A 22,595-nucleotide genomic window follows, 5' to 3' on the forward strand; every position below is an offset into this window, starting at 1 on the left:
CGGGGTGGATGCGCGCGCGGTGCTGGAGGCGTTCAAGGGCCGGGGAATGACGGGCCATCTGGAAGCGCTGCAGCGCATTGCTGATGACAACGGCGGCAACCGCGCGTCCGGGACGTCCGGGTATGAGGAATCCGCCCGCTACGTCGAGGAGCAGCTGCGCGCTGCCGGGTACAACCCCGTCCGGCAGACCTTCACCTTCCGCGGCGAGGGCAGGAACCGGAAGCAGGTGGAGAGCTTCAACATCCTGGCCGACAGCGGCGGCAGTGCCGAGAACACCGTGGTGGTGGGCGGGCATTTGGACTCCGTGCCCGAGGGCCCGGGCATCAACGACAACGGCTCCGGGGTCGCGGCCATCATTGAGATCGCGAAGTGGATGAAGGAGACCGGAATCACCCCGGTGAACCGGGTCCGGTTTGCGTTCTGGGGCGGCGAGGAGGACGGCCTCTACGGTTCCCAGCACTATGTCGATGAGCTCAGCAAGGCCGAGAAGGCCCAGACCGTTGCCAACCTGAACGTGGACATGATGGCCTCCCCGAACGGGGTGCGGTCCATCCACGACGGCGACGGCTCGGATTTCGGTCACGCCGGGCCAAATGGTTCGAAACAGATCGAAAAGGTCTTCTTCCGCTTCTTCCAGGACAACTCGCTGCCGGCGGAAACCACGCCCTTTGACGGCGGCTCCGACTACGACGCGTTCCTGCAGGCCGGCATTCCCGGCGGCGGGCTGTTCAGCGGCGATGTGGAAAAGAAGACCAAGGCCCAGGTGCAGTCCTACGGCGGAGTGGCCGGCAAGAAGCTGGACTCCTGTTACCACGAGGCCTGCGACACCCTCAGCAATACCGACGCGGACCTGCTCAAGGAAATGTCCGCCGCCCTCGCCTACGCCACCACGTCCTACGCGCTGGCCCCGCGCGGCTAGGCAGCCCGACGATGAATCGCGGACTACTTGATTTCGACATCCGGCTGCCTGAGTACTGCTAAGTAGAGCGGCCCGGATCAGGCCCAAGTATTCGAGTACGGCCTACGGGTCCCGAAATTACCGGCGTTCCATAGCTTGGAATCATCACCGGTCACACCTCATGACGGCGGCCTTATGTCGCTGTACTTTCCTGTCCCGTGACCGTTTTTCCGGATGTCTTAGCCGTATTCAGGCCGGGGATTAGAACGAAGGAAAGCTACTGATGGATATTTTTGAAGTCCTTGAGTCAGAAGTCCGCACGTACTGCCGCACCTGGGATACGGTTTTCGACCGCGCGGCCGGCAGCACGCTGTACAGCGAGGACGGCAGGGACTATCTCGACTTCTTCTCCGGGGCTGGAGCGCTGAACTACGGGCACAACAATCCGGACCTTCTTCGCCCGCTTGTGGAATATCTGCTCTCCGGTGCGATCGTGCATTCCCTGGATATGAAAACGGCTGCTAAACGGCGCTTCCTGGAAGCATTCAACGAGCTGATCCTGAAGCCCAGGATGTATGACTATAAGGTCATGTTTCCCGGTCCCACAGGAACAAACTCAGTGGAAGCGGCTTTGAAGCTGGCGCGGAAAGTCACCGGCCGGCCCCATATCCTGAGTTTTACGAATGCATTCCACGGAATGACTCTGGGTTCATTGGCAGTCACGGGCAATTCAATGAAGCGCCAGGGGGCCGGGGTTCCGCTGACGAATACGACCAGCATGCCCTACGACGGATTCTTTGACGGCCAAGCGCCGGACTTTCTGTGGCTCCGCCATGCGCTGGAGGACAGCGGCTCCGGCGTCGATAAACCTGCCGCAGTCATAGTGGAAACGGTGCAGGGGGAGGGCGGGCTCAGAGCGGCCCGCGCCTCCTGGCTCAGGGGCCTTGCGGAACTATGCAAGCAGCATGGCATCCTGCTCATCGTTGACGACGTTCAGGCCGGGTGCGGACGCACAGGCACGTTCTTCAGCTTTGAGGATGCCGGAATAACCCCCGATATCGTCTGCCTGTCGAAGTCCATTTCCGGCTTCGGGCTGCCCTTGTCGCTGACGCTTTTCAAACCGGAGCACGACATCTGGAAGCCCGGCGAGCACAACGGAACCTTCCGCGGACACAACCCCGCCTTCGTTACGGGAACGGCCGCCCTGGAACATTTCTGGACGGACCGAAGCTTTGAATCAAACGTCGCCGGGCTGGCATCGCAGTTGCACGAGGGGCTGGCGCAGATCGCAGCGGGTACCGAAGGGGCCCGCGTCAGGGGACGGGGCCTGCTCGCGGGCATCTACTACCCCGACCACCAAGTGGCAGGGAAGATTGCTGCCGAGTCGTTCGCCCGCGGCCTGCTGGTGGAAACCTCCGGGCCCGAGGGCGAGGTCATCAAGACGATGCCGGCGCTGACCATCGGCGCCGACGAGATGATGAAGGGACTCGACATTCTTGCCGAAGCCGCCGAGTTTGTGACCGGCGGGAAGGTGGCAGCAAAGTCCATTGCCTAGAAAGCGTTGCCGGGGGGTACATCAACAGCTAAAAGCGACCGACCAGATTTTTAGGAACGCAAATGAGCACCCAACGTGCAGGAACGGCTAACCAGAATGGGCTCCGCGCAACCGGCCCCGCAAGGTCGCGGCCGGCAGGACAGACGGGCGCCGGCTCGTGCTAGAGGAAAAGGATCAGCCTATTTCCCCCGGAAGCGTCATCGTGCAAAAATTCGGGGGCTCTTCTCTCGCGGACCCCTCGGGCATCCTCCGCGCCGCCCAGCGGATAGCCAAGACGCGGGAAAACGGCTACCAGGTAGTCGCAGTTGTCTCTGCCATGGGCGACACGACCGATGAACTGTACGACCTCGCCGCCGATGTTTCCCCCCGGCCGCGTCCCAGCGACCTCGATGCCCTGCTGAGCACCGGAGAACTCGTGTCGTCGGCCCTGCTGGCAATCGCACTGGCCGATCTTGGCCAGGCCCCCGTGACCTTCACGGGCAGCATGGCCGGCCTCATCACCGACAACGTTCACGGCAAAGCACAAATCACTGACGTCAGACCAGACCGCATCCGCACCTGCCTGGCCCGCGGGGAAGTCCCGATCGTTGCTGGATTCCAGGGTCGGACGAAGAAGGGGAAGAAAATCACCACCCTCGGCCGGGGCGGCTCGGACCTCACCGCGGTGGCCCTCGCCGCGGCCCTGGGCGCCGGAATCTGCGAGATCTACACGGATGTGGACGGCGTTTACACCGCGGACCCTCGAATTGTCCCGAGGGCACGCAAGATCGGGGTCCTCTCCAGCGAGATGATGCTTGAGTTCGCGGCCTCCGGATGCAAGGTGTTGCACCTGAGATGCGTTGAGTACGCCCGTCGATTCGGAATTCCGATCCATGTGAGGTCCTCGTTCGTGCCGGAGCTGGGAACGCTCATCCTGCCCGGACTCGACGGCCACCCCTTCCGCAAACCTGTGAAGGAGCAGCCTGTCGTCACCGGAGTGGGCGGTGTCAACTCTGCCGCGAAAGTCATTGTCATCGGCGTTCCCGACGAACCGGGCAGCATGGCGCGCCTGTTTCAGGTGCTTTCGCATTCGGGGGTCAACGTCCAGACAATCGTCCAAAATGCTGCAGACTCGGGTTCCAGGCGTTCCGACGTCGCCCTGATAGTTCCCGCAACCCAGGCGGCGCCGGCCCTCGCCGTGCTGGATGCTGCCCAAGGGAGCATCGGATTCCAGGGCCTGCAGCACGACGGCGAAGTCGGCCGGGTGTCAATTACGGGTGTGGGTATGAGGTCCTCGCCCGACGTCTTTTGCACGTTCCTGTGGACCCTGTCAGAAGCCGGTATCGACCTTGATCTCGTCGAAATTTCGGAGACGTACGTTGCGGCCATCACCCGCTCCGAGCGGCTCGAGGATGCCGAACGTGCCGTCCGCCTGGCGTTCGGTGTGGCCCCGGCAGCCGAGGAGACATCAAGGTCGCGCTCACGTCCTGACAATCACCGTGACGTGGACGCCGACCTCCGCTGGGGCCATGACCTCCGGGGATTGGCGGCCAGCCCCGCATCGAGGGGCAGGTAGGAGCCCGGCAGAACATCCCGTGAATGTCACAGCCGGCCGGGTCGGACCCTTTGAGGAATGGGCAGTTCGTCCGCGGCACATCAGGTTATGCGTAGGAGGCAAACCATGAGTAAAAAGGTGAAGGTCCGTTCCGGCGCCACCGCCCCCGCTGAGTTGCGCGGTAAGATCTCGACCGACGGCGGGGCAACGGAGGGAACGATCCTGACGTCGGCCGCCCCGGACCAGGCCGCCCGCTGGCAGCAGGGCGAACGGCTGGAACAGCTATTCGAGGACCGCTGTGACAGGTTGCGAAACGATGGACGTGGTGCCCAGATTGCCGTCGACGCCGGTGACGTTGTTTTGAGCTATCAGGAGCTGGATGGACGGGCGAATCAGCTGGCCCGCCACCTCCTGGCCTGCGGGGCCCGGCCCGGGGACCGCATCGCGCTGCTGTTCGATCAGCCGTGGCGTGCCTACGTGGCGATGCTGGCGACGCTTAAAATCCACGCCGCCTATGTGCCCCTGGATCCGGGGTTCCCCCCAGACCGACTCAAATGCATCGTTGAAGACGCCGATGTGGCCATGGTTCTGTCCCTGTCACATCTGAAGGACGTGCTGCCTGAAGTCGCCGCCCAGACGGTGTGCCTTGACCATGTGCAGCCGCACGTCGACGCGGAAGACCCCGACCGAATGAACGCTGCGGAGCTGGGCGGGGCAACCGATGAACTGGCCTACATTATTTACACCTCGGGTACTACCGGCCGGCCGAAGGGCGTGGCCGTGGAGCAGGCCAGTATCTGCAATTTTGTCCGTGTCGCGTCCGAACATTATGGCATCGGGTCAGCGGACCGGGTTTACCAGGGGATGACGATCGCCTTTGATTTCTCGGTGGAGGAAATCTGGGTCTCCTGGATGGCAGGGGCCACCTTGGTGCCCAAGCCGAGCGGACCCAGCCTGCTGGGTGCCGAGCTTGCTGAGTACCTGCAGGAAAAGAGCATCACAGCCCTTTGCTGCGTACCGACACTCCTGGCGACCCTAGACGAAGACCTGCCCGGCCTGCGCTTCCTGCTGGTCTCCGGGGAGGCGTGCCCCCGGGATCTGGTCACCCGCTGGCACCGCCCCGGCCGTCGCTTCCTGAACGTCTACGGGCCCACCGAGGCGACCGTCACGGCCACGTGGGCCGTCCTTGACCCCGACAGCCCGGTGTCGCTGGGAGTGCCACTGCCCACCTACTCGGCTGTCATCCTGGACCCTGATGATTCCCGGGCCTTGCCGCCCGGGGAATCGGGGGAAATTGGACTCGCCGGCGTGGGCCTGGCCCGGGGTTATGTCAACCGACCGGATCTGACTGAGCGGGCGTTCATTCCGGATTTCCTCGGGATCGGAAACAATCCCTCTGGCCGGATTTACCGCACGGGGGACCTGGGGCGGATCAATGCGGCGGGAGAGATCGAGTACTTCGGGCGGATCGACACACAAGTCAAAATACGCGGGTACCGTATCGAACTGACCGAAATTGAGTCGTTCCTGCTGCAGCTTCCGGGGATCGCGCAGGCAGTGGTTCAGACCTTTGAGCCGGAGCGCGGATCGGTCGAACTGGCCGCCTACTACACCCTCCGCAAGGACGTAGTGAGCATCGATGCCCGTGAAATCCGCCAGATGCTCCGCACCCGGCTTCCCGGATATATGGTTCCGGGCTATTTCGAACAGCTTGAGTCCATGCCCATGATGGCCAGCGGAAAAGTGGACCGTAAGCGTTTACCCCAGCCGACGCACAGGCTGAGCCTGGCGGGCAACGGGTCCTACACCGCCCCGGCCACGGAGTCCGAGAAGGCCCTGGCGGAGCAGTTGGGTGCCGTGCTGGGACTGGAGAAAGTGTCCACGGACGCGCATTTCTTCAACGACCTGGGCGCCGACTCGTTGCTGATGGCCCATTTCTGCGCGCGCGTCAGAAAAGAAACCGGGCTGCCGTCAGCGGCCATGCAGGACGTCTACAAGCACCCAACGGTGCGGCAGCTTGCCGAGTGTCTCGAAGCCAGGCGCATTGAAGCTGAACTGGTACCGGCGGGGNCCTTCGGCTGACCTGGTGCCCCCGCCATCACTGCCCCGTGCCAGCTCCTTCCAGTACTTTCTCTGCGGGACCATTCAGTTGCTGGTCTTCCTGGGCTACACGATGTATGCCGCCTGGCTGCTGGTTTTCGGCTTCGAATGGGCGTCCGGGGGAACCTCGCCCATTGACATGTGGCTGCGGTCCGTGGGCTTCGGCGCCGCCACCTTCGTGGTGCTTTCCCTGACGCCGGTCCTCGCGAAATGGGTCCTGGTGGGGCGGTGGAAGCCGGGGCTGATTCAAATATGGAGCCTGGACTACGTCCGGTTCTGGGCAGTCAAGACCCTGACGCGGGCTAACCCGCTCGTGCTGTTTGCGGGCTCACCGCTCTACGTGGTGTACCTGCGGATGCTGGGGGCAAAAATCGGAAAGGGTGTGGTGATCTTCTCCCGGACAGTGCCGGTGTGCACGGACCTGCTCACCATCGGCGACAACACCGTCATCCATAAGAACTCCTTCTTCCTCTGCTACCGGGCACGCCCGGGTGTCCTCGAGAAGGGTCCGGTGACGTTCGGCCGGAACGTTCTTGTCTCGGAGAAGACCACTTTCGACATCGGCACATCGATGGGGGATGACACCCAGTTGGGACATGCCTCGGCCCTGCAGACAAACCAGGCCGTGCCCGACGGAGAAAGCTGGCATGGTTCCCCCGCTGAACGCACGAGTACTCAATTCCGGCGGGTTCCCGAAGCGAACTGCAGCACGCGCAGGCGCGTCATCTTCAGCCTGCTCCAGTTGTTCAACCGCCTTGTCCTGGTCGTCCCGGTCTTCGTCCTGGGGCTGGCCTCGTTCCTGCCGTCCTACCTGGAGACCGGACATCTGCAGTTAGGTGCCCTCGAGTTCTTTGTCGATACAGCGCTCGTGACACTGGTGCTGTTCATCGCCGGGCTGATCGGCGGCCTCATCTTTGTCCTGAGCGTCCCGCGCCTGCTGAACCTATTCCTCACCCCGGACAAGGTCTACCCGCTGTACGGGGTGCACTATTCGCTCCAGCGGATGATGGCGGGGATCTCCAACGCCGGCGTGTACAAGAACCTCTTCGGCGACAGCTCCTACATCGTGCACTACCTGCAGGCCCTGGGCTATGACCTGGGCAAGGTCGTGCAGACCGGATCGAACTTCGGTCCGGCCGTGGCCCACGAGTCGCCGTTCCTGAGCACCGTCGGATCGGGAACCATGGCCTCAGACGGTCTGAACATGATGAACGCAGACTTCTCGAGCACCTCGTTCCGCCTCTCACGGGTCAGCGTGGCCGGCTGCAACTTCCTGGGCAACGACATCACCTTCCCGATTGGCGCCCGAGTCGGGGAGAACTGCCTCCTGGGCACCAAGGTGATGGTCCCGATCGACGGGCCCGTCCGGTCGGACGTGGGCCTGTTGGGGTCACCCCCCTTCGAAATTCCCCGCTCCGTGCAGCGCGACGCGCAGTTCGACGAGGACAAGCTGGAGGAGGCGAAAAACAGGCTCCTCCCGGCCAAGAACCGGTACAACATCCGGAGCATGGCGCTGTTCCTGACCATCCGCTGGTTCATGATCTATACGGCCACGCTCAGCGGCGCTGTTGCCGTTTCGGCGCACGGCTACATCGGGGTGCTGGCGATTTCCGGCACAATGCTCGGCTTTATGCTGTTCAGCACCTTTTTCTCCATCCTGGTGGAGCGTTCCGTGATGGGTTTCCGCAGCCTGAAGCCCGAATACTGTTCCATCTACGACAACTACTTCTGGAAGCACGAACGGCTCTGGAAGCTGTTGACCGGAGCGCCCTTCGGAGGGACCCCGTTCAAGTCCGGGTTCATGAGATTACTGGGCGTCAAAGTCGGCAAACGGCTCTACGATGCAGGCTGCGGCATACCGGAGAAAACACTCGTGAGCATCGGTGATGACTGTGCGCTCAATGAAGGAACCGTGATCCAGGGCCATTCCCTGGAGGACGGAACCTTCAAATCCGGCCGTATTGTTCTCGGGAACCGCTGCACCGTAGGCGTGGAAGCCTTCGTCCACTACGGGGTGACGATGGGAGACGGCTCGACCCTTGAGGCCGACGCGTTTCTGATGAAGGGCGAAGACGTCCCGGAAAACACCACATACGTCGGCAACCCGGCCCGCGAAGTAAGCCACCCGCCGCGTGACCGGCGCCCGGCACCTCTCCCCAGCGGGCCCCGCCACCGGGCGCTGCCGGCAACCGCCGGAAGGTCCCTGACACTGGCCAGGGCGGCCCACGGTGCCCACTCTCCTCGCCGCCACAAGGCGGTCCGAATTTGAGGGGTGCCGCGGGATCAGCGGCTGCTAGTGCGAGCCCGAGGGGACCCGTGCGTCGTCGGGAACGTCATCCGGGAAGTCGTCGGGGACGGCCCCGGGCGCGGCCCGGCGGCCACGGGAAGGGGCGGAAACCGGACCGGCACCGGCCTCCACACCGCCAGCCAAGGCGGCCTTCGCCAGGGCCTTCCGCTCGCGCCGTCCCTCCACCAGGCGGTACAGGACCGGGACCAGGACCAGGGTGAGGGCGGTGGAGGAGACCAGGCCGCCAATCACCACGATGGCGAGTGGCTGCGAGATGAAGCCCCCGCCGCCGGTCAGGCCCAGGGCCATCGGCGTCAGGGCGAACACGGTGGCCAGCGCCGTCATCAGGATCGGCCGGAGGCGCTGGCGGGCACCGTGCGTGATGGCGTCCGCGACGCTCATCCCGGGCGCGCCGTTCCGCGGCTGGCGGTACTGGTTGATGAGGTCGATGAGCACAATCGCGTTTGTCACCACAATGCCGACCAGCATGAGCATGCCGATCAGGGAGGGCAGGCCCAGCGGCACGCCGGTGATGAGCAGCAGCCCGATGGCACCGGTGGCCGCAAACGGGACGGAGACGAGCAGGATCAGCGGCTGGATGAGCGACTTGAACGCGGCCACCATGATCACATAGACAATCGCGATGGCGGCGAGCAGGGCGAGGCCCAGCTGGGCGAAGGACTCGGCCTGCTGGGTCGTGGCGCCACCGATCTCTGCAGTAACGCCCGGCGGCAGCTGAACGGTCTTGAGCCGGGCCTGCACCTCGGTGCTCACCGCGCCGAGGTTGGCGCCCGACGGCGTGATGGACACGCGTGCGGTCCGCTGGCCGTTGCTGGCGGTGATGGAGACCGGGACGTCCACCTGCTCCACTGACGCGATGCTGGACAGCGGGACGGGACCTGCCGCCGTCGGGAGCGGGGTCTGCCGGACGGCGTCGATGCTGGTGAAGCGGGTGCCCTCGCCGATGCGGACCGGGAAGTCGTTGGTATCGATGCGCACGGTTCCGGCCGGGATGGGGCTGATGGTTGCGGCGAGCACGCCGGCCACCTGTTCCTCGGACAGCCCCGCGGCGACAGCTTTGGCCCGGTCCACCTTGACCTGGACCACCGGTTGGCTGGCCGCCAGGTTGGTGGCCACCTCGGAGGAGCCCGGGACGCCGTCCATTGCCTTGACCATGGCGTCGCTCGCGGTCCGGAGATCCGCGGTCGTCGCAGCCTTGAGCGTGATGTCGACGGTCGAGGACGTGCCGAAACCGCCTTGCTGGGAGCCTACGATGATCTTGCCGGAATCAGGAATCCCGGCCAGTTCGCTGCGGACGGTCTCCTTGAGTTTGCCTTGGTTGGCCTTCTCCTCGGTCACCACGGTGAAGCTGGAGTTCGAGGCCCCGGACGACAGCAGCGCCGAGAAACCGGTCTGGGCGTTGCCGGTGGTGACCTGGACGTCCTTGACGCCGTCAATCCCGCGGAGAACTTCCTCGACCTTAACGGCCGAGGCACTGGCTGCGGCCAGGCTGGTGCCGGCAGGAAGGGCCTGGCGGACGGTCATACTGTTTTCGCCGGAGTTGCCCAGCAGGTCGGTGGCCAGCAGCGGGGTCATGGCGGCGGTGCCGCCGAGGACCAGCAAGGCCGCGATCAGGGTCACGACCGGGTGCTTCTGGGTCTTGGTCAGGACCGGGAGGTATCCGCGCTGCAGGACGGTGCGCTGCTCCGCCTCATGGGCCTTCGCCGCGATCTCACGGGCAGATGCGTCACTGGCTGTGGCTTCCCGGGCTGTGCCGGGCTTGTCGGCGGGGTTCCGCAGGAACCAGTAGGCCAGCACCGGAACGATGGTCAAAGAAACCAGCAGTGAGGACAGCAGCGCGATGGTGACTGTCAGCGCGAACGGCCGGAACAGCTCGCCGGCGAGTCCGGCCACAAAGGCGATCGGCAGGAAAACGGCCACGGTGGTGAGGGTCGATGCCGTGATGGCGCCGGCGACTTCACGGATGGAGGTCTGGATCGCCGTGATCTTCGCCTCCCCGTAGCTCAGGTGGCGCTTGATGTTCTCGATGACCACGATGGAGTCGTCCACAACGCGGCCGATCGCGATGGTGAGCGCACCGAGGGTCAGGATGTTCAGCGAGTAGCCGGTGGCCGACAGCCCGATGAAGGTGATCAGCAGGGACAGCGGGATGGAAACGGCGGTGACCAGGGTGGCGCGGACGGACATCAGGAACAGCAGGATCACCGCGACAGCAAAGCCCAGGCCCAGCAAACCCTCCGTGGTGAGGTCCTTGATGGACTTCTCGATGAACGGCGCCTGGTCGAAGATCGGTGTGAACCGCGCGTTGGAGCCCAGTTCGGCCTCGAGCTGGGGGATCGAGTCCTTCACCGCGTGGGAGATGCCGACGGTGTCACCTTCGGGCTTCTTGGTGACGGACAGGGCCAGGGTTTCCTTGCCGTTGGTCCGAGTGATCGACGTGCGGGCGTCCTCGGTGATGCTGACGTCCGCGACGCTTCCAATGGTCGCGGCATTCCTGGCGCCGCCCAGCGGGAGCGCCTTGATGGCATCGAGCGAGTCGACCGGGCTGCCGATCTGCAGGGAAAGTGTCTTGCCCTGTTCTTCGATGGTGCCGGCCGGAACGAGGGCGCCGTTGTTCTTCAGTGCCTCGCTGATGGACTGAATGCTCGCACCCGAGGCCGCCATGGCCTCAGGGCGGGGGAGGATCTTGATGTGCTGGCTGGCGCCGCCGGTCACCTCGGCGCCGCGGACGCCGTCGAGCTTTTGCAGCCGCGGAACGGTGAGGCGGGCCAGGTCCGTGTTCAGCTCGCTGAGGGGCTTATCCGAGGAGACCGCGAGGAAAACGATCGGGAAGTCGCTGATGCTGCCGGCGATTGCCTGGGGCTGGACGTCGTCCGGAAGCGCCCGTTTGGCGTTCGAGATGGCCCGGTCGATCTGGTTCCGGGCACGGTCCAGGTTCGAACCATAGGTGAACACCATGCTGATCTGGGAGATGCCGTTGCGCGAGGTGGACGACGTCGACTCGAGGCCCTCAACGCCGTTGAGTGCCGTCTCCAGCGGGCGGCTGATCTGCTTGTCCACGACCTCGGGGGAGGCGCCCGGCATCGACGTGATGACCGTGATCTGCGGGAACTCGATGGACGGGATGAGCTCCTGCTTGAGCGAGGACATCGTGATCACGCCGAAGACGGACGCGAAGACGGTGATCAGCGCGATCAGGGCCCTGTTGGCCAGCGACAGCTTTGCGAGCCGGAACATCTCATGGTCTCCTGGTGGGTTGACGGACGTACTGGTGAGCGATCAAAGCTGCCGCAACCCGGAGCCGGCGTCAGCTGCGCGCGGTGACCGGTTCCAGCTGGAGCGCCTTGGCCGTGTCGGCTTCCAGCTGCGCGGCGAGATCCGGGTTCTCGTTGAGCTTGACACCATAGCCGGGCATCATCTCCTTGAACCTGGACTGCCAGCCCTTGAACTGCTTCGGGAAGGACTTCTGGAGCAGTTCAATCATGATCGGCACCGCGGTGGACGCGCCGGGGGAAGCGCCCAGCAGGGCGCCGATGGAGCCGTCGCGGCCGGCGATGACTTCGGTGCCGAACTGCAGTACGCCGCCCTTCTTCGGGTCCTTCTTGATGATCTGTACACGCTGGCCGGCGGTGATGAGTTCCCAGTCGCCGTCCTGCGCGGCGGGGTAGTACTCCCGCAGGGCCTCGACCTTGGCGCCGTGCCGCTTGGCGACTTCCTTGACCAGGTAGGCGGTGAGGTCCATGTTGTCCTTGGCCACTGCCAGCATGGGGATGATGTTGGACGGCCGGATGGACAGCGGCAGGTCCAGGTAGGAGCCGTTCTTCAGGAAGTTCGTGGAGAAGCCGGCGTACGGGCCGAACAGCAGGGAGCGCTTGCCGTTGACGAACCGGGTGTCCAGGTGCGGGACGGACATGGGCGGGGCGCCCACGGAGGCCTGGCCGTAGACCTTGGCGCTGTGCTGGGCGGCGAGGGTCTCATCCGTGCAGCGGAAGAACTGGCCGGAAACGGGGAATCCGCCGAAGCCCTTGCTTTCCGGGATGCCGGAGGCCTGCAGCAGGTGCAGAGCGCCGCCGCCGGCGCCGACAAAGACGAACTTCGCGTGGATGGAGCCGTGCTCGCCGGACGTGGGGTGCTTGAGCGAGAGGTCCCAGCCGCCGTCGGACGCGCGCTTGATGCCGGAGACGTCGTGGCCGTAGTTGACCTCCACGCCGTTGTTCCCGAGGTACGTCGTCAGCTCCCGGGTCAGGGCGCCGAAGTCGACGTCGGTCCCTTCGGCGGCGCGGGTGGCGGCGATCCGCTGCTTCGGGTCGCGGCCCTTGACGATCAGCGGGGCCCACTTGGCGATCTGTGCGTGGTCCTCGGAGTACTCCATCGAGCGGAACAGCGGGTTCGGCTTGAGGGCCTCGAAGCGGGTGCGCAGGAACTTGGTGTTCTCTTCGCCGATGACAAAGCTCATGTGGGGAACGGTGTTGATGAAGCCCTTGGGGGAGCCGATCATGCCGTTCGTGACGAGGTGGGACCAGAACTGGCGCGACAGCTGGAACTGCTCGTTGATGAGGAGTGCCTTGGCCGGGTTCACCGAGCCGTCTTTGGCCGCGGGCGAGTAATTAAGCTCACACAGCGCGGCGTGCCCGGTCCCGGCGTTGTTCCACGGGCCGGAGCTTTCCAGACCCGGCTCATCCAGCTTCTCGAAAAGGGAAATCGTCCAGTTCGGCTCGAGCTGCTTCAGGAAAGCACCGAGCGTGGCGCTCATGATGCCGCCGCCAATCAGGACGACGTCGGCATGTTGGGTCTTGGAAATGAAAGTCACAATCAGTCTCCGATAGCAGCGGGTCTGGCTGTCACAGAATATCCCCGCACCGGCCTCTTACTGAAATTGGCTCCGTCCGTCAAGGCTTTAGCTCGACCTTCGTGAAAACTTCATTCAGGACGGGCGACGCCGGATACTTCAGCACCCGGTCCGAGAGGGCCAGGGCCGAGATCGGGAACGCAATCGGCACGGCGGGGACCGTGGCGGCGATCTGCGCGTTGATGGTCTGGTACTGCTCCGTCCGCTCCTTGCCGTCGGGCAGGCCGCGTGCCCGGGCGATCTTGGAAAAGACCTGCGGGTCCTGGTAGCCGAACTCGCCGGTGTTTTCGCCGAAGAGCGGCCCCACGAAGTTGTCCGGATCGGAGTACGAACCGTTCCAGCCCAGCAGATGGAGGGCATGGTCGCCGGGGGAGGTGACTTTTTGGAGGTAGCCCTCGGACCACTCGACAGGTACCGGCTTGATGTTGAGTCCGACGGCGGTCAGCTGCTTGCTGATTTCCGCGTAGACCTTTTCCGGCGTCGGCAGGTAGGGCCGGGTGACGTTCAGGGGATAGTAGAACTTCAATTCCTCACCCTGGTAGCCGGCCTCGGCGAGCAGCTCCTTGGCCTTCGCCGGATTGTGGCCCAGGGCCGGCGCGTTGTTGTTGAAGCCGCTGAGCTTGGGCGGGACGAATTGCGTCGCCTGGGCGGTGTTGTCAATAAAGAACCGGCGGATCAGGGTGTCCTTGTCCAGCGCCATTTCGATGGCCTGGCGGACCTTGAGGTTCTGCAGGATCGGCACCTCCTGGTTCATGCCCAGGTACATGACGGAAAAGGGATCGCGCTGGACGATCTGCTCGCCGCGCTTCACCAGCTGATCGAAGTTGCCGACGGTCACGGCGTCGTAGGCATCGATCTTGCCGTCGAGCAGTGCCTGCATCCGGGTCTGGGTGTGATCGTAGGTGACAAAGTTGATCGTGCCGATCTGGCCTTTGTCCCCCCAGTAGTCCTTGTTGCTGGCGAGCGTGATGCTCCCGGGGTCCCAGGAGCTGAAGACATAGGGCCCGGTTCCCACCGGGTGGAGCCCGTAGGCCGAGATCGGCTGGCCGTCGCGGCTCTGGTTCAGCTCATCGGCTTTTTGGGAGGCGAGAGCCTGGGGCGAGGAGATGGCAAAGGCGGGGAGCGTAAGGGCCTGCAGGAACCCGGTGAAGGGCTGGGTCAGGTCGATCCTCACGTTGTCCGGGGCCAGTGCGGTGCAGCCCTTGTAGATGGAGAGGGATGCCTGATCGGCGTGTGCCTTGAAGACGCCCTTGAACGTCGTTCCCGGAGCCTCTTTGCGCAGGGCCTCGGGGAAGTTGAACCAGCGGTCGAAATTGCTGCAGACGGCCGCGGCGTCGAAAGCGGACCCGTCCTGGAAGGTCACCTTCTCGCGGAGCTTGAACGAGTAGGCCCGGCCCTCATCACTCGTGTTCCATTCGGTGGCCAGCAGCGGCGTGGGCGCCCCAGTGGTCTGGTCCACACCGACGAGTCCCTCCAGGACCTGGCGCGTGATCCGGTAGGACTCAATGTCGGAGACGACGGCCGGATCCAGGCCGAGCGGCTGGGAGGCGGTGCCGAAGGTGAAGACAGCGCTGGGGGCGGCGTCGGTCGAACTGGCCGAAGCGGTCGCCGGGCCGGGTCCGGGGGTTCCGGTGCACGCGGCAAGCGGCAGCATCAGGAGGACCGCGCCGAAACCGGCTGCCATGCGGCGCACGGTACTGGTCCGCGCTCCGCTGGCCCGCGTTCCGCTGGTAGTGCTGGGACGCGCGGTACGGCTGGGCACTGTACTTTGGGGCACTCGGGTATCACCTCGGGGGACTGGTGGACCGCCGGCTGCGGAACAGGCCCATTCTAGATGACGGGCCCGGACGATCGCTGTGAGCCAGACGGCGTCCGCGGGCTGTACACAAAAGAAGGCCCGCACCACAGGTGCGGGCCTTCGTTTCTCCTTATTGGTCCAGTGAGTCAGGCTGGAACCGCAGCAGGAGCGTTCAGTGCTGCCTACTTGGGCATCAGTACCGAGTCGACCATGTAGACGGTGGCGTTGGCGGTCATGACGCCGCCGCAGACGACGTTGGCCTCGTCAGCCTTGAGCGCGTCCTTGGTGCCGGTGACCGTGATGGAACCGCCCTGGACCGTCTTGTGCGTGCCGACGATCTGGTCCGGGCTGATCTTGCCGGGGACTACGTGGTAGGTCAGGATCTTGCTGAGCAGGGCATCGTCCGTCTTCAGCGTTTCGATCGTGGCGGCGTCGATCTTCTTGAAGGCATCATCCGTCGGTGCGAAGACAGTGAATTCGCTGCCGTTCAGGGTGTCCACCAGGTCGACCTTCGGGTTGAGCTTGCCGGACACCGCGGCCGTCAGGGTGGTGAGGATCGGGTTGTTGGACGCCGCGACCGCTACCGGGTCGAGGGCCATTCCGGAGACGGAGCCTGCGCCGCTGGGCACCTGGGCGGCGTAGGCGGCGCAGCCGCTGCCGACGAGGTTGGCGGCCGGATCCATCGCTGCTGCCGAGCTGGTGGACGGCGACGGTGCCATGCTGGATTCCATCGGCGTGGAGGCCGGGGCCGAGGAGCTGGGTGCCACGGTGGTGGATCCGCCACAGGCAGTGAGGCTGAGCATGGCTGCAGCAGCGATACCTGCAACGGAAAGTGTCGTGCGCTTGATGTTCTGCATTTCAGTTTCTCCTTTGTTGTGCCGATCGTTGCCAGCGGCGAACTATTGCCGCTCTGGCCCTTTTCCGACTTGTTGGGCACCGACCCTTGGTTGGTGTCTCAATGTGTATTCGCGGACTCGGAGGAGACGGATGGGTGCAGGGTGAAAATTCTTTTTTATGCTTGGGCGGCAGAAAGAAATAGAGCCCCGGTCCGAAGACCGGGGCTCTATTCACTGTGTGCGCAAGGGGGGATTTGAACCCCCACGCCCGAAGGCACAGGAACCTAAATCCTGCGTGTCTGCCAATTTCACCACTCGCGCGCGGCGCCAACGCCCGACATGTCCTGGGACGGTCGGGGTCGGATGCCAGGCTCCATTGTACATTTCGCAGCAGACGCGGCGGCGACCTGCGGCCGTCGGCATCCGGTANNNNCCGGCGGCGACAGCCGGCAGCCGCTTAGCCGTCGACCTTGAGGTCCCGGCGGAGCTTGGCGACATGCCCGGTGGCCCGGACGTTGTATTGCGCGACGGCGACCTTCCCGGCGGGGTCGACAACCACTGTGGACCGGATGAGCCCGTCGTACGTTTTGCCATAGTTCTTCTTCTCGCCCCAGGCCGCATAGGCCTCAGCGACCGCGTGATCCGGGTCCGACAACAGGGGAAAGGTAAGCCCTTCCGCGGCTGCGAACTTGGCGAGCTTGTCCACGGGGTCCGGGGAAATGCCCACCACCTCGTAGCCGGCCCGCTGCAGGGAGGCCAGGGAATCGCGGAAATCGCAGGCCTGCTTCGTGCACCCTGGGGTGGAAGCGGCCGGGTAGAAGTAGACGACAGTGCTGCGGCCCCGGAAGTCCTCGAGCGAGACGTCCAGCCCTTCCGGATTCTTCAGCGTGAATGCTGGCGCCGGATCACCGGGGATGAGTCGTTCAGGCAAGATGTGCTCCATTCTCAGGGCGGTCGCAGGGGGCATATCCCAGCCTACTGAGCGTTGATGCGGGCACCGAATCGTACGCTCGCTATACTCTTTGGTATGCCTGATATGGATCGCTGGCCCACGGGCCGCCTATTGTCAACGGCAGCACGCCTTGTTGAACACTCCTGGAATGAGAAGCTGGGGGCCATAGGCCTGACCCATGCTGGGGTCATCGCCATGGAAGTGCTCTCCGTCAACGGACCAATGACCCAGGCCCAACTTGCCCAATTGGTGCGTGTCCAGGCGCAGACCATGGGGAAGACGCTCAGCCGGCTCGAGGCACACGGCCACATCTCCCGGCAGCGGAGTGCCTCCGACCGCCGCAGCCACGTCGTGTCCCTGACTGACCGGGGCCGCGAAGCCGTTGCTGAAGCCGCGGACATGGAACGTTCCGTACTCGCTTCCGCCTCGATCGATCCGGACGTGTTGCGGCAGGAACTCCGGGCGGTCGTCACCGAACTGGCAACCAGGATTTCCACCACCGACGCGAAAGCCATCGTCACCGCCGCGGAACCGGGTCTGCCGGTCGAGGCCAACTAGGAGTCTCGGACCGCGGCGGGTCCAAGTAGTCCAGCCCTGGAAACAAGTACACGCTACTGGTTTCGAGAAGGTAACGCTGGAGGAGCATGGGCCCATGACACGCTACGTCCTTGAAGCCAGATCCTTGGAGCATCACTGCCAGTGCTGCGGCGACTTTGCCTCAGCCGTGTTCTGTGAACGCTGTGATCCCCATTCGGAGGCCCCGGCGGAATCTTCGCAGGCTCACTCCACCACAGCGTCGAGAAAATAGCCGGACCCTGCAGCTCGCGTGTGGCCCGTGCAACTGTAATGAATCACAGCGGGGCCTTGTGGGGTGGGGTCCGCCGGGCTAGTCTGGCGCCTGCTGGCGTGCACGATGGCGTGCGGCCTACGACCGATCAGGAGGCTACCGTGCAGATCGACCCGAGCACCACCGCTGTCGTACTTATCGAATACCAGAGTGACTTCGCGACCGAGGGCGGGGGGCTGCACGATGCCGTCCGGCCCGTGATGGAAAAGACCGACATGCTGGCCAATACGGCCCGGATCGTGGAGGCAGCGCGGGCCGCAGGGGCCACGATCATGCACGCACCCATCACATTCGCCGAGGGCTACAACGAACTCGGCTCGCACCCGTATGGAATCCTCAAGGGTGTTGTCGACGGCAAGGTGTTCGTCAAGGGGTCCTGGGGTGCCCGGATCATCGACGAACTGGCGCCGGCCGGAGGGGACATCCTGATTGAAGGCAAGCGGGGCCTGGATACCTTCGCCAGCACCAATCTGGACTTCATCCTGCGCAGCAAGGGGATCAAGACGATCGCGCTCGGCGGCTTCCTGACCAACTGCTGCGTGGAATCGACCATGCGGTCCGGCTACGAGAACGGCTACCAGGTGATCACTCTCAGCGACTGCGTGGCGGCGACCTCGATTGAAGAGCACGAAAATGCCATCACATACGATTACCCGATGTTTTCCACACCCATGACGTCGGAGGACTTCGTCAGCGCCCTGGGCTAGCCCGTTGGACGGCGGGGGAGCAGTTGCCTTCCCCGCCGTGTCCCTCAGCGGACCGCCCCCTGGCTGCGCATAGGCTAAAGACATGGATGCGAACCTGACTGTGGAGCTCGACGGGCAGACCTCGATCAACGAGCTGCTTGACGAGCCAGTCGGTGCCTCGCCGGTCCAGCTGGCGCTGCCCATCGACTTCCAATTGGCCGCCGCGGCACGGCGCTAATCCCGAACTTTCCTGACTGGGCCGGCAGCCGACTGATACTTCGTGAGTGGCCCGTCACTGTCTTGGCAGGGCGCCCCCGCAGGCTGACGGGCGAATGGAGAGATGGCCGGTACTTTCGACTCTGGGCCCCGGCACCGCGCACCGCCACACTAAGGCCATGATGCCTCATAGCCAGTCCTGGCGGACCCGACCCGGAGTCACACTCGTGGCCGTGGTCGCCCTGTTCCTGGCCGCGTGCGCCCAGCCCGCGGGCCAAGGCGGGCCAGCGTCGTCAACCGCCCCCTCATCCAAGACGGGCAACCCTGCCTGTGATCTCATCAGTCCGGAGATTGCGGCGAAGACCGAACCCGGGCTCGTGCCTGTTGGCCAGGTCATTCCGGCCAAGCCCCCGGGGAGCAAGGCCTACGTGTGCACCTATTCGAGCAAGTCCAAGGAAGCAGGTCTGACGGCCCTGTCTGTGGCCCTCACGTCTCCCGCATCGGCCGCCGACATCTCCAAAGCGAAGTCGACGCCTGACTGTTCACCTGTCACTGGCATCGGCGACTTCGCATGCCTGCAGTGGACAGGCTACTTCCGCGGTGAGCCCGGCAACGTGTCCGCGAATGTCGTCCTCACGGCTGTCCGCGGCAACGAGACCCTGGAGATGCCCTATGTAACCGGACCGCCTATGGACGGGTCGGGCGTCCCGGACGGCGACGCGATGGCCCGCGCGCTCGCGCAGGCCGCTGTGGACGCGGGCTGGGGCAACGGCACCGCACTCAACGTCCCCGCCGCTCCGCCTGTGGGGCCGCCAGCCACGACGAACAACGGGGTCTGTGCCCTGATCAGTGCCGATGAGCTCAAACAGGCTTTCGGGGCGACAACCCAACCGGAAATCCTCCCGGGCGAGGCCAACTGCCGCTACAGGTTCGGCGACTTGGGCACACCGGGCCCGGACTCCCTTGTCTTCTCCATCGAAGTCCTCAAGGGTTCAGCACCGGCGCTGGCCGCCCAGGGCCTGCACGGCGAGCCGCTCGACGGCGTCGGCGACAAGGCGGTCTTCAACATGGGAACCGAACCCGCGGGCCCGAAGTCCCTCCGCCCGGCCGGCGACGTGCCGATCACGATCCTGTCCGTGATGGTGGTCAGGGGCCAGAACCTCGCGACATTCACCGCGCAGGTCCTGATCTCCCCGACCGGGCCCACGGCCGAGCAGACGAAGGATCAACTCATCACCCTCGTGCGCGACGTCGAATTCTGACGCATGCATCCGGGCCCGCGAGCCGGTGGCGAGACCGCGCGGCAGATCGCGGAGCAGGTGAGGATTGGCAGGCTGGGACGCTCCGGGCGGCTGGTGTGTTGGCACGCGGTGAAGCCGATGGACTCATCCTCAACTACGGGCGCGGCTTCCGCGAACGAAACCTGGACTTCCTGCAGGATTGGCCGCTGCGCAGGCTGACAATTCTGGCCCGGACCATCACTGGCCTGGAACCGATCTACCGGCTATCGGGCACCCTGGAATACCTTGGTCTTGCGTCGTCAGACAGGGCCGCGCTCGACCTCACCAGGCTTCCGCGGCTAAAGCAGCTTTCCTGCGAAAACTGGAGCCAGCTCGAACCCACCATCGCGGCCTGCAGTTCCCTGGAGTATCTCTACTCCGGCTCCTATACACCGCGAAACCTCGTGCACCTGGCAAAGAGCCGCAACCTGACCACGATCAGAATGAAGGACCGTCCACGCCTTGAGTCCCTGAACGGGGTTGACGCGTTCGTCTCCTTGGAGGAGCCGGAATCTTTGGTGCCCCCTTGCTGAAGGACATGGTGGACCTCGACTCCGCCTCTGCGCCCAAGAAGTTGCGGAGACTGGATCTGCAATCATGCCGGGGTGTGTCGACGCTCGATGAGATTGGCCGACTCACCGGGCTGACCCACCTGAATATCGCTGAGTCCGGCGATATTGCATCATTCGCAGGCCCTGGATCCGCTGATCGCCCAATTCCGGGCGGAACCCGTCCCCTCGGACCCTATGGGCGAGTCACTGCGATGGGCGGCAGGAAACGCCCTGGAGGTCCTCTGGGACGACAGCCGGGTTGAGGAACTGGTCGCCCGCACAACGGACCAGCGATTCGGCAGCGCCCGCCAGATGGCGGGGGAGTTCCGGAGTAGCTAAGCCTTGAAAGCCTAGGGTGGCTGGGGTGCTTGTGTATCACTGAAATGTCTGGGTTGCGGCCGGACGCTGGACCGGAACGGGCAGACAGTTGCGGGCCAGCGGCGGTGCCGGTGCCTGGCTTGCGGGGCGAGTGTTCGGGGCGCCTGATGCGTGTCACGCCGGGGACCTACACACATTTTGTCCCATAACCCGAGGGTGCGACCAGACGACAGCCGTATTTCTGAGCAAAAGAACACCCCGCCTTCACGGCTTTCAGCCAGTGAAGACGGGGTTTTCTTGGGTGGTGCACCCCCCGGGACTCGAACCCGGAACCCATTGATTAAGAGTCAATTGCTCTGCCAGTTGAGCTAGAGGTGCATCTGTTGTTTTCGTTCCTCGCGGTCTTTTTGTTCCCGCGTTGTTCTCCGCAACGACATGAAACTCTACACGAGTTTCGGCGGAGTGTGAAATCGGCGGCGATGGCAGGCCATGGGACTACTCCGGCAGCTCCAAAACCAGCACAAAGTCAGGGTTTTTGTTGTTGCTGAGCACCCACAGGCGGCCGTCCGGGGCCAGCGAAACGTTCCTGATCCTGCCGTACATCCGTGTGAAATAGCTCACGGGATCACCGGCGAATTCGCCGTTCAGGGGCACCGCCCACAACCGCTGCCCGCGCAACGCGCCCAGATAGGCCGTGTCACCGACAATTTCCAGCCCGCTGGGAGAAGAATCAGCGGTCGAGGGCCAGACCACCTTCGCGTCCAGGAAGCCGGCGCGGTGCGGCGCTCCGGTGACCTCCGGCCAGCCATAGTTGCCGCCCGGCGCGATCAGGTTGAGTTCGTCGTCGACGTCGGGGCCGAATTCGCTCGCCCACAGCCGGCCGGCGCTGTCCCAGGCGAGTCCCTGGACGTTGCGGTGGCCAAGACTGTAGACCGGGTTCCCGTCGAAGGGATTGCCCGGCGCGGGGCGACCGTCCGCGGTGAGGCGCAGGATCTTTCCGCCCAGGGCGTTCGGGTCCTGGGGCTGGCCGCGGCGCTGCGAATCGCCGGTGCCGACGTAAAGGTTGCCGTCCGGTCCGAACCGGATCCGCCCGCCGTTGTGCGTGGATGCCTTAGGGATTCCAGTGAAGATGACCTGCGCGGCGCCCAGGCGCAACGTCCCGGCACTGTCTTCAAGGCGCAGCCGCGCGATCCGGTTGTCGCTGACGGAGGTGAAATAGGCGTACAGATACCGGTCACTCGCGAAGTCAGGCGACAGGGCCAGGCCCAGCAGCCCGCCTTCGCCGCCGGGTACGACGTCGGGCACCTTGCCAAGCGTGCCTGCCCGTCCGTCGCCTGATCCGGGTGCGATGGTCCGGAGCAGGGCGGTCTCCCGTTCGGAAATGACGGCGGTGCCGTCGGGCAGGAAGACCGTAGACCACGGCACCTGCAGCTCGGCGTCGATTTGTCGGGCAACCGTTGGCCGGTCCACGCCCGGCTGGGTCCCGGACGCGCTGGGGGCCAACGGGCTGGAGGCTGCGGGGCCGCTGCCGGCCGGCGAGGACGTGCCACCGGGAGAGGTGCCGCTGGGCACGCTACCCCCGTCGCCGGTGGTGCAGCCGCTCAGCAGGATCGCAACGGCTGCCCCCAGGACCGCCCACGGGCGCGCACCCATCATCCGTGCTCCGGGTTCTTCCCGACAGCCCGTAATGCGGGCTACTGCCGTGTCCGTCGCGGCGGCCGGAAGCCTGCGGCCTCAGCGTGGGCCGCGGACAGGAACCAGACTTCGGCGCGGGTTTCCTCGAAGGCGGGGCTCGTCTCGTCGTGATAGACCATCGACGAAGCGTTGCCTTTGACCGAGAAACCTTCCGGACCGCTGCCGTCGGCGG

Annotated in this window: 16 protein-coding genes and 2 tRNA genes; 10 read left to right on the top strand and 8 right to left on the bottom strand. The window is 64.7% G+C overall.

The window, feature by feature from the left end:
- The 5 genes from K789_RS0121425 to K789_RS26360 form a co-directional block, all read left to right on the top strand.
- The coding region (locus K789_RS0121425; RefSeq protein ID WP_024368532.1) for a M20/M25/M40 family metallo-hydrolase at positions 1–919 on the top strand (919 nt) is incomplete at its 5' end.
- Between the two features lie 262 nt (positions 920–1,181).
- A complete protein-coding gene (ectB, locus tag K789_RS0121430; RefSeq protein ID WP_035740541.1) occupies positions 1,182–2,453 on the top strand; it encodes a diaminobutyrate--2-oxoglutarate transaminase in 1,272 nt (423 codons plus the stop codon).
- A 202-nt stretch (positions 2,454–2,655) separates the two neighbouring features.
- Positions 2,656–4,008 carry an aspartate kinase gene (locus tag K789_RS0121435; protein ID WP_237739658.1) on the top strand — a complete coding sequence of 451 codons (1,353 nt, stop codon included), beginning with the start codon at positions 2,656–2,658 and terminating at the stop codon, positions 4,006–4,008.
- Positions 4,009–4,113: 105 nt separating this feature from the next.
- Positions 4,114–6,069 carry a non-ribosomal peptide synthetase gene (locus K789_RS26355; protein ID WP_237739659.1) on the top strand — a complete coding sequence of 652 codons (1,956 nt, stop codon included), beginning with the start codon at positions 4,114–4,116 and terminating at the stop codon, positions 6,067–6,069.
- Between the two features lie 4 nt (positions 6,070–6,073).
- The gene (locus K789_RS26360) at positions 6,074–8,356 is read left to right on the top strand and encodes a Pls/PosA family non-ribosomal peptide synthetase (protein WP_237739660.1); all 2,283 of its coding nucleotides are present in this window, start codon (positions 6,074–6,076) and stop codon (positions 8,354–8,356) included.
- A gap of 24 nt (positions 8,357–8,380) precedes the next feature.
- On the opposite strand, the gene K789_RS0121445 is transcribed toward K789_RS26360, so the two are convergent.
- From K789_RS0121445 to bcp, 6 genes are all read right to left on the bottom strand, one after another.
- Positions 8,381–11,632: an efflux RND transporter permease subunit gene (locus tag K789_RS0121445; protein WP_024368535.1), complete on the bottom strand. Its 3,252-nt coding sequence runs from the start codon at positions 11,630–11,632 to the stop codon at positions 8,381–8,383.
- Between the two features lie 70 nt (positions 11,633–11,702).
- Positions 11,703–13,205 (bottom strand): malate:quinone oxidoreductase, encoded by a 1,503-nt coding sequence (locus K789_RS0121450; RefSeq protein ID WP_024368536.1) that lies wholly within the window; start codon positions 13,203–13,205, stop codon positions 11,703–11,705.
- A 79-nt stretch (positions 13,206–13,284) separates the two neighbouring features.
- Entirely contained in the window at positions 13,285–14,928 is a 1,644-nt protein-coding gene (locus tag K789_RS0121455) for an ABC transporter substrate-binding protein (RefSeq protein ID WP_024368537.1), read from the bottom strand.
- Positions 14,929–15,224: 296 nt separating this feature from the next.
- Positions 15,225–15,899 carry a fasciclin domain-containing protein gene (locus K789_RS0121460; RefSeq protein WP_024368538.1) on the bottom strand — a complete coding sequence of 225 codons (675 nt, stop codon included), beginning with the start codon at positions 15,897–15,899 and terminating at the stop codon, positions 15,225–15,227.
- A 218-nt stretch (positions 15,900–16,117) separates the two neighbouring features.
- Positions 16,118–16,199: transfer RNA gene (locus tag K789_RS0121465), tRNA-Leu, on the bottom strand.
- Positions 16,200–16,335: 136 nt separating this feature from the next.
- Complete coding sequence (bcp, locus tag K789_RS0121470) at positions 16,336–16,809, bottom strand: thioredoxin-dependent thiol peroxidase (RefSeq protein ID WP_024368539.1); 474 nt, start codon at positions 16,807–16,809, stop codon at positions 16,336–16,338.
- 105 nt (positions 16,810–16,914) lie between these two features.
- Here bcp and K789_RS0121475 point away from each other — a divergent pair, with 105 nt between their 5' ends.
- From K789_RS0121475 to K789_RS0121495, 5 genes are all read left to right on the top strand, one after another.
- Positions 16,915–17,388 (top strand): MarR family winged helix-turn-helix transcriptional regulator, encoded by a 474-nt coding sequence (locus tag K789_RS0121475; RefSeq protein ID WP_024368540.1) that lies wholly within the window; start codon positions 16,915–16,917, stop codon positions 17,386–17,388.
- A 390-nt stretch (positions 17,389–17,778) separates the two neighbouring features.
- Entirely contained in the window at positions 17,779–18,384 is a 606-nt protein-coding gene (locus K789_RS0121480) for a cysteine hydrolase (RefSeq protein ID WP_024368541.1), read from the top strand.
- A gap of 82 nt (positions 18,385–18,466) precedes the next feature.
- Complete coding sequence (locus K789_RS26510) at positions 18,467–18,601, top strand: hypothetical protein (protein WP_272943983.1); 135 nt, start codon at positions 18,467–18,469, stop codon at positions 18,599–18,601.
- 157 nt (positions 18,602–18,758) lie between these two features.
- Complete coding sequence (locus K789_RS0121490) at positions 18,759–19,841, top strand: hypothetical protein (RefSeq protein ID WP_237739661.1); 1,083 nt, start codon at positions 18,759–18,761, stop codon at positions 19,839–19,841.
- 98 nt (positions 19,842–19,939) lie between these two features.
- Positions 19,940–20,392 (top strand): hypothetical protein, encoded by a 453-nt coding sequence (locus K789_RS0121495; RefSeq protein ID WP_024368543.1) that lies wholly within the window; start codon positions 19,940–19,942, stop codon positions 20,390–20,392.
- 638 nt (positions 20,393–21,030) lie between these two features.
- On the opposite strand, the gene K789_RS0121505 is transcribed toward K789_RS0121495, so the two are convergent.
- Positions 21,031–21,106: transfer RNA gene (locus tag K789_RS0121505), tRNA-Lys, on the bottom strand.
- 117 nt (positions 21,107–21,223) lie between these two features.
- Positions 21,224–22,384, bottom strand: a complete 1,161-nt coding sequence (locus K789_RS0121510) for a PQQ-dependent sugar dehydrogenase (RefSeq protein ID WP_024368545.1) — start codon at positions 22,382–22,384, stop codon at positions 21,224–21,226.
- Positions 22,385–22,595: the final 211 nt, after the last annotated feature.

The organism is Arthrobacter sp. TB 26, from assembly GCF_000427315.1.
Taxonomy (GTDB): domain Bacteria; phylum Actinomycetota; class Actinomycetes; order Actinomycetales; family Micrococcaceae; genus Arthrobacter.

What these genes read in the sequence shown, in the direction of transcription:
- ectB (WP_035740541.1), top strand. Translation starts at nt 1,182, where the DNA reads ATGGATATTTTTGAAGTCCTTGAGTCAGAAGTCCGCACGTACTGCCGC.
- K789_RS0121445 (WP_024368535.1), bottom strand. Translation starts at nt 11,632, where the DNA reads ATGTTCCGGCTCGCAAAGCTGTCGCTGGCCAACAGGGCCCTGATCGCG.
- K789_RS0121455 (WP_024368537.1), bottom strand. Translation starts at nt 14,928, where the DNA reads ATGGCAGCCGGTTTCGGCGCGGTCCTCCTGATGCTGCCGCTTGCCGCG.
- K789_RS0121460 (WP_024368538.1), bottom strand. Translation starts at nt 15,899, where the DNA reads ATGCAGAACATCAAGCGCACGACACTTTCCGTTGCAGGTATCGCTGCT.
- K789_RS0121475 (WP_024368540.1), top strand. Translation starts at nt 16,915, where the DNA reads ATGGATCGCTGGCCCACGGGCCGCCTATTGTCAACGGCAGCACGCCTT.
- K789_RS26510 (WP_272943983.1), top strand. Translation starts at nt 18,467, where the DNA reads ATGGATGCGAACCTGACTGTGGAGCTCGACGGGCAGACCTCGATCAAC.
- K789_RS0121490 (WP_237739661.1), top strand. Translation starts at nt 18,759, where the DNA reads ATGATGCCTCATAGCCAGTCCTGGCGGACCCGACCCGGAGTCACACTC.
- K789_RS0121510 (WP_024368545.1), bottom strand. Translation starts at nt 22,384, where the DNA reads ATGATGGGTGCGCGCCCGTGGGCGGTCCTGGGGGCAGCCGTTGCGATC.